This window comes from Erwinia sp. L03-1 (genome assembly GCF_058686115.1).
Map to the genome: position 1 here is coordinate 2786049 of NZ_CM178762.1, position 12193 is coordinate 2798241.

Sequence of the window (12193 nt, forward strand, 5' to 3'; positions counted from 1 at the left end):
GGACTGAATGTCGTGCAAGCTATTGTTTTGCGCCAGAAGGTACTGGCTGCACGCTCCCAGGAGGATAGCTATGAAAAAGGTGACTCTGGCGCTTTGCGCCTTTTTTTTGACCGGTCTGCTGGCTGGTTGTAATCAGCTTACGCAGTACACGATTAGTGAGCAGGAAGTGAATCAGGCCCTGCAGAAACACAATAATTATGAAAAGCAGATTGGCGTTGCCGGGCTGATTGACGCGCATATTGTCCTGACCGATCTCAGCAGTCAGATTGGTCGTGAAGAACCGAATAAAGTGACGCTCTCCGGCAATGCAAAGGTCAATATCAGCTCGCTGTTCGGCCCGCAGCAGGCCACCATGAAACTGACCATGAAGGCGCTGCCGTTCTACGACAAAGATCAGGGCGCGGTATTCTTAAAGGATATGGAGCTGGTAGACGTACAGGTCGAGCCTGAAAAAATGCAGGGTGTGCTTAAGACCCTAACGCCTTATCTGAATCAGTCGCTGAAGGACTATTTCAATCAAAAACCGGCCTGGGTGCTCAGTACCGATCGCAGTAAGGCTGAGTCGCTGGCAAAACGTTTTGCTAAAGGACTGGAAGTGAAACCCGGCGAGCTGGTTATTCCCTTCACCGAACGTTAAGCGACTTCAGAGGCGCGCTGTGCGCCCCTGTTGATGGTCGCGCCTCTTGTTCCACCGCGCGCCCTCCCCCCTCTCTGAGGCCGCCACCGGCGCGATTAACGGCCAGACTACGCTTACCCGCTGAAATCTTTTTTTTCCGACGGTAAACAAACCTGGTGCATTCAGCCCGCTTTATCCCTATGCTTGATACCCGGCCAAATCCAGCCATCACTGACTGATTTCACTTCTGCCGGAGCACGATGATGACAACACTTCCCCAGCAACTCCTGATCCGCCGCCCTGACGACTGGCATATCCATTTGCGTGACGACGAGATGCTGCAAACCGTGCTGCCCTATACCAGTGAAGTCTGTGGTCGGGCCATTGTGATGCCTAACCTGGTCCCGCCGGTCACCAGCGTGGCGGCTGCCGTGGCCTACCGTGAGCGAATTCTGGCTGCTCGCCCTGTCGGGCACGACTTCACCCCCCTGATGACCTGTTATCTGACGGACACGCTGGACGCCAGTGAACTGGAAACCGGCTTCAACGACGGTATTTTCACTGCCGCGAAGCTTTATCCCGCCCATGCCACTACTAACTCCAGCCACGGCGTAACGGATATCGCCAGCATTGCCGCGGTGTTGGAGCGGATGCAGAAAATCGGTATGCCGCTGCTGGTCCATGGTGAAGTGACCGGTGCAGATATTGATATCTTCGATCGCGAGGCGCGTTTTATTGAGACGGTGATGATCCCGTTGCGCAGGCAGTTTCCGGCGCTGAAAGTGGTGATGGAACATATCACCACCCGGGAAGCCGCCGCCTATGTCCAGGAGGGCGATAGCCTGCTGGCGGCTACCATCACACCCCAGCACCTGATGTTTAACCGTAATCATATGCTGGTTGGCGGCATCCGGCCCCATCTGTACTGCCTGCCGATATTGAAGCGCAACGTTCATCAACAGGCGCTGCGTGACGTGATAGCCAGCGGTAACGATCGCTTCTTCCTTGGCACCGACACGGCTCCGCATCTGCAACACCGTAAAGAGTCCAGCTGCGGCTGCGCCGGGGTATTTAATGCGCCAACCGCGCTGTCTGCCTATGCGACAGTGTTTGAGGAGATGAGCGCCCTTGCGCATTTTGAGGCATTTTGTTCGCTAAACGGGCCGCGTTTCTACGGCCTGCCGCTAAACGAGGGGACAGTAAAGCTGGTTCGCAAGCCCTGGAAAGTAGCCGAAAGCATTGCGCTGGGTAATGACCGCCTGATCCCCTTCCTGGCGGGCGAGACGCTTAACTGGACGGTAGAGCGTTAACGCCCCGGCCAGGGTTCGTTTCAGAAAGTGATTGCCTCTGCGTTAAATACTGTATATATTCACAGTAACTTAATCGGAGGCTGTTATGCGTGTTGAAGTTACCGTTGCAAAAACTACTTCTCTTCCCGCCGGTGCCATCGATGCGCTCTCAAATGAGCTGATCAAGCGCATTGATAAGCAGTTCCCGGAATCGCCAAACAGCGTCTCCGTCCGTTATGCCGGGTCCAATAATCTGACCGTCATGGGTGGAGGCAAAGAAGCCAAAGACCGCGTTACCGAAATCCTCCAGGAAACCTGGGAAAGCGCTGACGACTGGTTTATCACTGACTGATTCTATTTTGTGCCGTAGCTTGCCGGGTTTTGCCATCCGGCCTTTTTGTTTTTCATCCCCGCCCCCCTCGCCGTAATGCCTCTGCCGTTGTAGACTGGTTTAGATTACCTGTCCCTGACACAAGCTCAGCTGAGGAACCCATCATGACGCCTGAAACCCCCGAAGAAGCGATGACATTTGGTGAATTACTGGGACTGATTGCCGACCAGCAGCGACGCCTCAGCGTATTAGAAATTGCTTTTTCCTCCCTTTCATTTTGCCTGGATGAGAAGGCTGTTTTATTACTGACGCAGCGTCTGCGGCTTGAGGCGCAAAATCATGATCGTGATGAAAATATGCAGCAGCATTTTTCCCGCCTGGCTGATGAAGTTGAAAAGCATCGTGCGCCGAACAATATACCGCTTAAAAATGGTGAGTGATCCCCACTTTTTAAACGCGCCGGCGCGATTAATTTCCTTAATACGCCCTGACGAAATAATAACCAAATAAAACACCCATTCATCCTGTGGGTAAATTTCATTCAGCCAAATTCAAAATCCCTGTTATAGTTAAACGGCTCTGTGAAAAAAAGACCGCATTGAACCTCGATAAATCACTTCGTTGTCATCATTAACACGAATAATAAGGGGATCATAATGGACAGAAACAAAGATGTTATCCAGACACATCCCCTCGTTGGGTGGGATATCAGTACCGTAGACAGCTACGATGCAATGATGATCCGGCTACATTCCCTTACCTCAAACGAGCAGCAGTCCGAAGAGGCTGAAGTGGGGCAGACCTATTGGTTAACCACTGATGTTGCCAGACAATTTATCTCTATCCTCGAAGCCGGTATTGCCAAGATAGAAGCCACGGAATATCAGGATCGTGATTACAAAAAGCATTAGTCCGTTTTGGCTTTATCTTAAGGGCACCCAACAGGGTGCCTTTTTCATTACTGCGACAGTTTGCTATTCTGCATGCCTCACCTGATTACTAAGGACCCGGATGCAGATGGTTTATGATTTAATCGTAGTGGGCAGCGGCTCGGTTGGCGCGGCTGCGGGCTTATACGCTACGCAGGCCGGACTGAAAGTTCTGATGATTGACCGGCATCATCCTCCCCACCAGCAGGGTAGCCATCATGGTGAAACGCGACTGATCCGCCATGCCTATGGCGAAGGCGCGTACTATGTCCCGATGATACTGCGCGCACAGCAGCTGTGGGACAAGCTGGAAACCGACTGCGGCGAGCGCATTATGCATCGCTGCGGCGTGATTAATCTGGCTCCCGACGACTCAGCCTTTATGCGCAATATCCGCCACAGCGTCAGTCAGTTTACACTTGAAACAGAAACGCTTAGCGGTGATGACGTGACTCGCCGCTGGCCTCAGCTCAGCGTTCCACCTGGCTATACCGGCATTTTCGAACCCCGCTCGGGCTACCTGAAATCAGAGCTGGCGATCCGCCATATGATTCGGCTGGCGAAAGAGGCAGGCTGTGCGCAGCTGTTTAACTGCGGCGTGGACTCGCTTGAGGAGCGCGACGGTTTGCAATGGGTTAGCACCGCCGATGGCGACTTTTGCGGGCGAAAACTGCTGCTTAGCGCCGGAACCTGGGGGAAATCTCTGCTCCCCTCCCTGCCCATCACGCCGGTCAGGAAAGTCTTCGCCTGGCATCAGGCCGATGGGCGCTACAGCGAAAATAACCGCTTCCCCGCTTTTACCGCTGAAACGCCTGACGGCGGGCAGTTTTACGGTTTCCCGGCTGATAACAATGCCATTAAGATAGGTAAACACAACGGCGGCCAGCCCATCACATCGCCTGAACAACGTAAGCCTTTTGGCTCTGTCGCCGAAGATGGCAGTGAGCTCTTCTCTTTTCTGCGCCAGTTCTTACCGGGCGTAGGGGTCTGTCTGCGGGGAGAGGCCTGCACTTACGATAATACGCAGGATGAAAACTTTATTATTGATACGCTACCCGGTTCGCCGGACCGACTTATTATTAGCGGCCTGAGCGGACATGGTTTTAAATTTTCAACCGTGTTAGGCGAAATAGCGGCAGATTTTGCTCAGGGTAAATCCTCTCAATTTGATTTATCGCCATTTAGTCTTTCACGTTTATGATTAGCCTGGTAACGATTATTAAAAACGCCCTGCCAGCGCATCGCTTACAGGGCGTTTCTTACCGTCTTATTTAACCGGGCCTCGCCCGGTTTTTTTATCTACGTGCCGTTACTTTGGCGTATTAAGCGCGGCGTCTTTCTTTTTCTGTCGCAGACGAAGCTTGTTAATTAGCTTATGGGCTTCTGCCTCATTCGCCACCGCCGGTGCCGATCCATTAAGCGGCTTCCGCGCCGTTTCACGCATGGTAAATACGGTAATCACGCCAATAACCCCTGCGCCCATTAAATAGTAGGCCGGCATCATCAGATTGTGCGTTGTACTGACCAGCCAGGTGGTAATCAGCGGGGTGGTACCCCCGAACAGCGAAACGGACAGGTTAAAACCAATCGCCAGCGCGCTGTAGCGAATATCAGTGGCAAACAGTGCCGGAAGCGTTGCGGGCATTGAGCCGCTGAAACAGGTATGAATCGCCCCAAGGATAATCAGGCCCACGAATACCCATAGCATATTGCCTGATCCAATCAGCATCAGGCAGGGTATCGCCATCACTATCAGGGCCACTGCGCCGCCCCAAATAACAGGACGACGGCCCAGACGATCGTTCCAGTGCCCCCAGAACAGCGTCAGCGGCATCATGACAAACATCACCACCAGGATCAGCAGCAGGCTGCTCATCTCACTCAGCCCCAGAATCCCGGTCAGATAGCTTGGCATATAGGAGGTGAGCATGTAGTTAGAGACGTTAAACAGCAGCACCAGACCAATACACTTCAGCATCTGCGCGCGGTACTTGCTTAACATCTGAAACAACGTCAGGCGGGGTTTGCTGTGCTCCAGCGCTTCCTGTTTCTCCATATGCTTTTGAAAAGCGGGTGTCTCTTCCAGTTTCAGACGCACATACAGACCAAAGAGGCCCAGTGGCGCGGCGATGAAGAAAGGAATGCGCCAGCCCCAGTCCAACAGCGTCTGTTCCGGCATAAAGGCGGTCAACGCCGTGACCAGGCCCGCTCCCAACAGATAACCTCCGAGCGTGCCGAATTCCAGAAAGCTGCCCATAAAGCCGCGACGGTTATCGGTAGAATATTCCGCGATAAAGGTCGCGGCGCCACCGTATTCCCCCCCGGTAGAGAAGCCCTGTACCAGTCTGGCGACCAGCAGCAGGATCGGTGCCAGGATACCAATCTTCTCATAGCTGGGGATGATACCGATGCAAAATGTCCCGATGGACATCATGATCATGGTGATCGCCAGCACTTTCTGACGACCAATTCGATCGCCGAGTGGACCAAACACCAGGCCACCCACCGGACGCACGAGGAAGGCCGCCGCGAAGGCGCCAAAGGTCGCCAGCAGCTGTGCCGCCGCGCTGCCGCCGGGGAAGAACACCTTACCAATGGTAACGGCAAGATAGCTGTAAACACCAAAATCGAACCACTCCATGGCGTTACCCAGGGCTGCAGCACCTACGGCGCGCTTAAGCATGTCGCCATCAACGATAGTAATATCTTCGAAGGTCAGCTCTTTTGGCTTCTTTGGCTTTTGCCAGAAATGCTTCTTCTGTTTTTCTGTGTTGCTCATACAATCTCCATGAGTAAGGGTGAGCAGCGTTATAGCTTTCGTTGCCGGTGAAAAACGAACTAAAGGGAAAGAAAGCTATAAAGCAGCGGATTGCGACGGGGCGAAGGTGTTAATACGCGTGGGCAACTTTTCTTTACGGATATTTACTTTAGTAGACGACCCGTTTTTTTTCAAGTTTGTGATAGCTATCGTTTTAATGAAGGCATTTTTGGCGTAAGTGCGGGCAGCGTAAACAGAGAGGACAAAGCAGAAAGGAAAAAACTGTGTAAGCGTCAAACAGGGCCAGCCGTCCGACTGGCCCCTGAACGCGGACAAATCGGACTGGCCCCCACGCGGGCAGATCCGACTGAGGGATCTTTCAGCGTCAACGTTACGCTGACGGTCCGGATTGGGGATCGTTAAGTTAGCGATCTGACTCGGGGATCTTTAAGGTCATATTCAATAAGCCACGCGACTTATTAAACACCTTATTACCGTTTTCACGGCCTGCGCGACGCGCGCGCTGCTCTTCCGGCGTAAGGACCAGCTCTTCCATACAGAGCGGACTACAGCAGTGCTGGTACTTTTCCGCACAGGCTGGGCACTGGATAAACAGCAGGTGGCAGCCATCGTTCTTGCAGTTGACGTGGTTATCGCACACCGTGCCGCACTGATGGCAGTGCGCAATCACCTCGTCGGAGATACGCTCCCCCATCCGCTCGTCAAAAACAAAATTTTTGCCCCTGAAGCGCACGGGTAGCCCCTGCTCACGCGCGCGCCGGGCATATTCGATAATCCCGCCTTCCACGTGATAAACGTTCTCAAAACCATTGTGTCGCATCCAGGCGCTGGCCTTCTCACAGCGAATGCCCCCGGTGCAATACATGACGATTTTTTTGTCCTTATTGTCCTGCAGCATATCGACCGCCATCGGCAGCTGATCGCGGAAGGTATCGGCAGGGATCTCAAGCGCGTTCTCGAAATGACCCACTTCGTACTCATAGTGGTTACGCATATCAACAAATATCGCCTCGGGATCGTCCAGCATGGCGTTCACTTCATTCGCTTTGAGGTAGTCACCCACATCGCTGGCATCAAAGGAATCATCGGTGATGCCATCCGCTACGATACGTTCGCGCACCTTCAGGCGCAGCACCCAGAACGATTTACCGTCATCGTCCAGCGCGATATTCATCCGCAGGTTATCCAGCGCCGGATGGAAGGCATAGAGCATCGTTTTCATCGCGTCGTACTGGCTGGCAGGTACGCTAATCTGGGCGTTGATGCCTTCGGCCGCAACGTAGACGCGGCCAAAAACCTTAAGTCGGGTCAGCGCAACATAGAGCGCGTCACGAAAGGCTTTCGCATCGTCAACAGTGAAGTATTTATAAAAAGAGACGGTGGTGCGCGGCTCGGTTTCGGCCAGCATGCGCGCCCTCAGCTCTTCATTGGAAACAAGGTTATGTAACACTGGCATGGTGTTCGTTCCTGCATTCAAGAGAGAAATTTTGCGGCGGCTATGATACCTGAATCATTCGGAAATCAAACCAGATTTGTCAGTCGTTGCCGGGTTCTTTAAAAGGTAATGTTTGGCACTTAACAGCATAGCCTGATCAACATCACAGAAATAACCGCCTATAGTTAGCCTGTTCAGTTCAGAACTGTGATTAATACCGGAGAAAATTCATGAGTCACCTTTTCACCCCGATAACGCTGGGTAAGCTCACCCTGGAAAACCGCATCACCATCGCCCCGATGTGCCAGTATTCTGCCGACCAGGGCCGGGCCACCGCCTGGCACCGCATCCATCTGGGCCACCTCGCGCTTTCCGGTGCAGGACTGCTGATCCTTGAGGCATCCGCCGTTGAGGCTGCTGGCCGCATTACCCCGCAGGACCTGGGGCTGTATAACGATGAAACCGAGCAGGCGCTGGCGGATGTGTTAAAGGATGTGCGTCAGTACTCCTCAATTCCGCTGGGGATCCAGCTGTCACACGCGGGTCGTAAGGCGTCAACTGACGCTCCCTGGCACGGTGGCGGCTTTTTACAGCCTGAGCAGGGAGGCTGGCAGACCTCTGCCCCTTCAGCCGTGCCTTTCAATGAGACAGATACCCCCCCGGTTGCCTTAACCACCGCGCGTATTGAGGAGATTAAGCAGGGCTTTATCGACAGCGCCATTCGCGCCGACCGGCTGGGGCTGGATTTGATCGAGATACATGCAGCACACGGTTATCTGCTGCATCAGTTCCTTTCGCCCCTCTCCAACACGCGCGAGGATCGGTACGGTGGCTCGCTTGAAAACCGTATGCGCCTGACGCTGGAGATTTTCCGTGAGATCCGTCGCGTGTTCCCGGCAGATAAACCGGTGGGCGTACGCATTTCTGCTACCGACTGGGTGGAAGGTGGCTGGGATACAGAACAGTCTGTGGCACTGAGTCAGGCGCTGGAGAAGGAAGGCTGTGCTTACATTCACGTTTCCAGCGGCGGCCTGTCGCCGAAACAGCAGATTGCGGTCGGCCCCAATTATCAGGTGCCTTTTGCGACGGCGGTCAAACAGGCCGTGGCTATCCCGGTTATCGCCGTTGGTCTGATCACCGATCCTGAGCAGGCCGAGGCCGTACTGGCCGATAATCAGGCGGATATGGTGGCGCTTGCCAGGGGCATGCTCTATGACCCGCGCTGGCCGTGGCACGCCGCCGCGAAGCTGGGTGCAAAAGTTAATGCGCCCGAGCAGTACTGGCGCTGTGAGCCACATGAAGTAAAAGGTCTGTTTAAATCCTGACCGACATCACTGTCCCACTGCGGTGGGACAGTAACCCCATCCTTAACGACACCGTGATAATTTCAGTTTGTTCTTAAAAAATGGCACAATAGGCCATAAATGTTCATCCCCGGCCCGCATAATGGTGCCCCTTTATTTTACTCTGGAAACTCATGACTCAGCTGCCTCAATTTTCGCGTGCGTTGCTGCATCCACGTTATTGGTTTACCTGGTTTGGTATCGGTTTACTTTACCTGTTGGTACTGTTGCCCTACCCCGTTCTTTATTACGCAGGCTGCGGCCTTGGCCGGCTCTCCATGCGCTTTCTGCGTCGCCGCGTCTGGGTCGCGCGCCGCAATCTTGAACTCTGCTTTCCCGCCATGCCGGAAGCCGAGCGCGAGGCGATGGTGGTCCGAAACTTTGAATCTGTTGGCATGGGCCTAATCGAAACCGGCATGGCGTGGTTTTGGCCCGACTGGCGCATTAAGAAATGGTTTCAGGTCAGTGGCCTGGAACATATTGAAAAAGCGCATCAGGATGGCAAAGGCGTACTGCTGATTGGCATGCATTTTCTGACGCTGGAGCTGGGTGCCCGAATATTCGGCATCCATAACCCCGGCATCGGCGTTTACCGCCCTAATGACAATGCCCTGCTGGACTGGCTGCAAACCTGGGGGCGGATGCGTTCCAATAAGAGTATGCTCGACCGCCGCGACGTGAAAGGTATGATTCGGGCGCTGAAAAATGGCGATATTATCTGGTATGCCCCGGATCACGATTACGGCCCAAAAAGCAGCGTTTTCGTGCCCTTCTTTGGCGTGGAAAAAGCCGCGTCAACCCGGGGGAGCTACCTGCTGATCCGCAGCGGCCAGCCCGCAGTGATCCCCTTTGTTCCGCGCCGCCTGCCGCAGGGCAAAGGCTATGAAATGGTTATTCTGCCAGAAGAGACAGCCATCCCCCTTGATGACGAGGCGGCCACGGCGGCCAGGATGAACAAGGTGGTGGAGAACGGCGTGCTGATGGCGCCTGAGCAGTATATGTGGCTGCATCGCCGTTTTAAAACACGCCCCAAAGGCGAGCCCTCTCTCTACAAATAAGCCCACGGACAGTCCGATAGCGGTCGGACTGTCCCACTTCCTGATACTCCCTGCTCGTTTAAATATCTCTGTCCCGCCCTGTTCATGACTGTTTTTTAAGCGCATAATTAGCAAGCTAATTAAACATTTACTGCCGACAGGTTACCTGCGCCCCTATGTCTACCCCCTCAGAAGTGACTCTGGTACAACTGAACTGGCGGAAAAACCTGTTTGTCGCCTGGTGCGGCTGTTTTCTGACCGGCGTGGCGTTCAGCCTGGTCATGCCTTTTCTGCCACTCTACGTTGAGCTGCTTGGCGTGAGCGATCCCCATGCGCTCACGCTCTGGTCAGGTGCGGTCTTTAGCATCACGTTTCTGTTCTCTGCCTTTGCCTCCCCTTTCTGGGGCGGCCTGGCCGACCGCAAAGGCAGAAAAATTATGCTGCTGCGCTCCGCCCTGGGTATGGCGATTGTGATGCTGCTGATGGGCATGGCAACGTCCGTCTGGCAGTTTCTTGCCCTGCGAGCGCTGCTGGGCCTGCTGGGCGGCTTTGTGCCAAACGCTAACGCGTTAATCGCGACCCAGGTGCCGCGTAATAAAAGCGGCTGGGCGCTGGGCTGGCTCTCTACCGGTGCCGTGAGCGGCGCGCTGATTGGGCCGCTAATCGGCGGCCTGCTGGCTGACAGCTTTGGCCTGCGGCCGGTCTTTTTTATTACCGCCGCCGTGCTGTTTATCTGCTTTATTATGACCCTGCTCGCCGTCAAAGAAACCTTTATACCCGTTAAAAAGAAAGACATGCTGCACGCGCGCCAGGTCTTCACCTCACTTAAAAATCCCAGACTGGTGCTGGCGCTGTTCGTCACCACGCTGATTATTCAGATTGCTACCGGTTCAATTGCCCCCATTCTCACGCTCTATGTCCGTGAACTGAACGGTACTACGCAAAACCTGGCGTTTATTGCCGGGCTTATCGCTTCCGTGCCCGGCGTGGCAGCGCTTATCAGCGCGCCGAGGCTGGGCAAACTGGGCGACCGCATTGGTCCCGAACGCATTCTGATCGCCATGCTGGTGGTCTCTGTTCTGCTGCTCATTCCGATGTCGCTGGTGCAGAATCCCTGGCAGTTGGGCATCCTGCGCTTCCTGCTCGGCGCGGCTGACGGTGCCCTGCTGCCGGCAGTACAGACTCTGCTCATCTATAACGCCTCTAACCAGGTCGCCGGGCGTATTTTCAGCTATAACCAGTCTTTCCGCGACATCGGTAATGTTACCGGCCCGCTTATGGGTGCGCTGGTTTCTGCCCACTGGGGATTTCGCGCGGTATTCGTGGTCACGGCAACCGTCGTGCTGTTCAATGCAGTCTACTCGTGGCGGGTACTGCGCCGTCGGGCCGTACTCCCCGCGCGGGCAGAGGAATGAAGGCTGGCTGTTACGGGCGCAGTATTGCCTTTGAACGGGTGCATATAAAGCCAGGCGGCAACCGCGTTACGCTGTTGAATTAGAATGAATGTCACAGAAGTTTTTTTAATCCTTCATCACTTTTTTCTGTAACACACTGATACGCGTATACAAAACAGCACGATTTTTTTCCTGAGACGGGTTTACCCCTGCAAAACTTAGACTATCCTTTGCTGATAGTCTTAACCGGGAAAGGAAAATAGCATGTCATTATACGCAACGCTGGAAGAAGCCATCGACGCCGCTCGTGAAGAGTACCTGGCTGCGAATCCAGAGCTGGAAGAGGATGATGCCTCCGTCAGCCAGTTCAATCTGCAAAAATACGTTATGCAGGATGGCGATATCATGTGGCAGGCTGAGTTCTTTACTAACGAGGGCGATGAAGGCGAATGCCTGTCGCTGCGCAGTGGTGAAGCGGCCCAGGCTATTTTTGATGGCGATTTCGACGAGATTGAACTGCGTCAGGAGTGGATGCCGGAAAATACCCTGCACGAATGGGATGAAGGTGAATTCCAGCTTGAGCCGCCTGCAGACACCGAAGAGGGTGAAGCGGCTGCGCAGGAGTGGGAAGACGACAACAGCGAATCCGATCGCTGGGCCTGAGTCATGCAAGACGGCGCACCCCTTTAGGGTGCGCTATTGATAGGGTCCGTGGCTGGCATCCACCGGTAACAGCAGCGTATCAACCACCAGCGACAGCGGCAGGTCGATAATCGTCAGAAACCGCCAGGGCGTATCGCGAATGTCCCACTGCACCCCAGGATAAAATTGCTTTCCGTGACCCTGTCCGGGCAGCGTGCGGCTGATGATGCTGCCACAGCCACTCAGTACCAGCACGCTGGCACCCAGCAGTAACCCGCATATTATTTTCTTCATCATAACCTTCTGACCAAAAGCTAAGTAAAAGAGCGATACTTACCGCATATTCTATCCTACCCACGTTCGCGCCGTCCGTTATAAACCCTGTTAAAAACGTAAGG

At 54.2% G+C, this 12193-nt stretch carries 13 protein-coding genes; 10 read left to right on the forward strand and 3 right to left on the reverse strand.

The features are described from left to right. Positions 1–70 precede the first annotated feature (70 nt). The 6 genes from AC4PCC_RS12860 to solA all read left to right on the forward strand — a co-directional run bounded on the left by AC4PCC_RS12860 (position 71) and on the right by solA (position 4366). Positions 71–637: a lipoprotein gene (locus AC4PCC_RS12860; RefSeq protein WP_067703121.1), complete on the forward strand. Its 567-nt coding sequence runs from the start codon at positions 71–73 to the stop codon at positions 635–637. Positions 638–879: 242 nt separating this feature from the next. Next, a complete protein-coding gene (pyrC, locus tag AC4PCC_RS12865) occupies positions 880–1926 on the forward strand; it encodes a dihydroorotase (RefSeq protein ID WP_492127517.1) in 1047 nt (348 codons plus the stop codon). Positions 1927–2011: 85 nt separating this feature from the next. Further along, the gene (gene dinI / locus AC4PCC_RS12870; RefSeq protein ID WP_067703109.1) at positions 2012–2257 is read left to right on the forward strand and encodes a DNA damage-inducible protein I; all 246 of its coding nucleotides are present in this window, start codon (positions 2012–2014) and stop codon (positions 2255–2257) included. Positions 2258–2400: 143 nt separating this feature from the next. Next, the gene (locus tag AC4PCC_RS12875; protein WP_492124784.1) at positions 2401–2676 is read left to right on the forward strand and encodes a hypothetical protein; all 276 of its coding nucleotides are present in this window, start codon (positions 2401–2403) and stop codon (positions 2674–2676) included. 216 nt (positions 2677–2892) lie between these two features. Beyond that, positions 2893–3147: a biofilm formation regulator BssS gene (gene bssS, locus AC4PCC_RS12880; protein WP_067703098.1), complete on the forward strand. Its 255-nt coding sequence runs from the start codon at positions 2893–2895 to the stop codon at positions 3145–3147. Positions 3148–3253: 106 nt separating this feature from the next. Beyond that, a complete protein-coding gene (solA, locus tag AC4PCC_RS12885) occupies positions 3254–4366 on the forward strand; it encodes an N-methyl-L-tryptophan oxidase (RefSeq protein WP_492127518.1) in 1113 nt (370 codons plus the stop codon). Positions 4367–4474: 108 nt separating this feature from the next. Here solA and proP read toward each other — a convergent pair whose 3' ends face one another. Together proP and trhO are read right to left on the reverse strand one after the other, a co-directional pair. Beyond that, on the reverse strand, positions 4475–5944 hold the full coding sequence (proP, locus tag AC4PCC_RS12890; RefSeq protein WP_345831320.1) for a glycine betaine/L-proline transporter ProP: 1470 nt from the start codon (positions 5942–5944) through the stop codon (positions 4475–4477). A gap of 403 nt (positions 5945–6347) precedes the next feature. Further along, the gene (trhO, locus tag AC4PCC_RS12895) at positions 6348–7400 is read right to left on the reverse strand and encodes an oxygen-dependent tRNA uridine(34) hydroxylase TrhO (protein WP_492124785.1); all 1053 of its coding nucleotides are present in this window, start codon (positions 7398–7400) and stop codon (positions 6348–6350) included. A 209-nt stretch (positions 7401–7609) separates the two neighbouring features. On the opposite strand from trhO, the gene AC4PCC_RS12900 reads away from it, so the two are divergent. From AC4PCC_RS12900 to AC4PCC_RS12915, 4 genes are all read left to right on the forward strand, one after another. Continuing rightward, positions 7610–8704, forward strand: a complete 1095-nt coding sequence (locus AC4PCC_RS12900) for an NADH:flavin oxidoreductase/NADH oxidase (protein WP_492124786.1) — start codon at positions 7610–7612, stop codon at positions 8702–8704. A gap of 152 nt (positions 8705–8856) precedes the next feature. After that, positions 8857–9780 carry a Kdo(2)-lipid IV(A) acyltransferase gene (locus tag AC4PCC_RS12905; protein WP_067703085.1) on the forward strand — a complete coding sequence of 308 codons (924 nt, stop codon included), beginning with the start codon at positions 8857–8859 and terminating at the stop codon, positions 9778–9780. 155 nt (positions 9781–9935) lie between these two features. Next, on the forward strand, positions 9936–11174 hold the full coding sequence (gene mdtG / locus AC4PCC_RS12910; RefSeq protein ID WP_492124787.1) for a multidrug efflux MFS transporter MdtG: 1239 nt from the start codon (positions 9936–9938) through the stop codon (positions 11172–11174). Positions 11175–11417: 243 nt separating this feature from the next. After that, a complete protein-coding gene (locus tag AC4PCC_RS12915; protein ID WP_067703078.1) occupies positions 11418–11816 on the forward strand; it encodes a MysB family protein in 399 nt (132 codons plus the stop codon). Between the two features lie 33 nt (positions 11817–11849). On the opposite strand, the gene AC4PCC_RS12920 is transcribed toward AC4PCC_RS12915, so the two are convergent. Beyond that, a complete protein-coding gene (locus AC4PCC_RS12920; protein WP_492124788.1) occupies positions 11850–12092 on the reverse strand; it encodes a YceK/YidQ family lipoprotein in 243 nt (80 codons plus the stop codon). Between the last annotated feature and the right edge of the window lie 101 nt (positions 12093–12193).

What these genes read in the sequence shown, in the direction of transcription:
- AC4PCC_RS12860 (WP_067703121.1), top strand. Translation starts at nt 71, where the DNA reads ATGAAAAAGGTGACTCTGGCGCTTTGCGCCTTTTTTTTGACCGGTCTG.
- pyrC (WP_492127517.1), top strand. Translation starts at nt 880, where the DNA reads ATGACAACACTTCCCCAGCAACTCCTGATCCGCCGCCCTGACGACTGG.
- dinI (WP_067703109.1), top strand. Translation starts at nt 2,012, where the DNA reads ATGCGTGTTGAAGTTACCGTTGCAAAAACTACTTCTCTTCCCGCCGGT.
- AC4PCC_RS12875 (WP_492124784.1), top strand. Translation starts at nt 2,401, where the DNA reads ATGACGCCTGAAACCCCCGAAGAAGCGATGACATTTGGTGAATTACTG.
- bssS (WP_067703098.1), top strand. Translation starts at nt 2,893, where the DNA reads ATGGACAGAAACAAAGATGTTATCCAGACACATCCCCTCGTTGGGTGG.
- solA (WP_492127518.1), top strand. Translation starts at nt 3,254, where the DNA reads ATGGTTTATGATTTAATCGTAGTGGGCAGCGGCTCGGTTGGCGCGGCT.
- proP (WP_345831320.1), bottom strand. Translation starts at nt 5,944, where the DNA reads ATGAGCAACACAGAAAAACAGAAGAAGCATTTCTGGCAAAAGCCAAAG.
- trhO (WP_492124785.1), bottom strand. Translation starts at nt 7,400, where the DNA reads ATGCCAGTGTTACATAACCTTGTTTCCAATGAAGAGCTGAGGGCGCGC.
- AC4PCC_RS12900 (WP_492124786.1), top strand. Translation starts at nt 7,610, where the DNA reads ATGAGTCACCTTTTCACCCCGATAACGCTGGGTAAGCTCACCCTGGAA.
- AC4PCC_RS12905 (WP_067703085.1), top strand. Translation starts at nt 8,857, where the DNA reads ATGACTCAGCTGCCTCAATTTTCGCGTGCGTTGCTGCATCCACGTTAT.
- mdtG (WP_492124787.1), top strand. Translation starts at nt 9,936, where the DNA reads ATGTCTACCCCCTCAGAAGTGACTCTGGTACAACTGAACTGGCGGAAA.
- AC4PCC_RS12915 (WP_067703078.1), top strand. Translation starts at nt 11,418, where the DNA reads ATGTCATTATACGCAACGCTGGAAGAAGCCATCGACGCCGCTCGTGAA.
- AC4PCC_RS12920 (WP_492124788.1), bottom strand. Translation starts at nt 12,092, where the DNA reads ATGATGAAGAAAATAATATGCGGGTTACTGCTGGGTGCCAGCGTGCTG.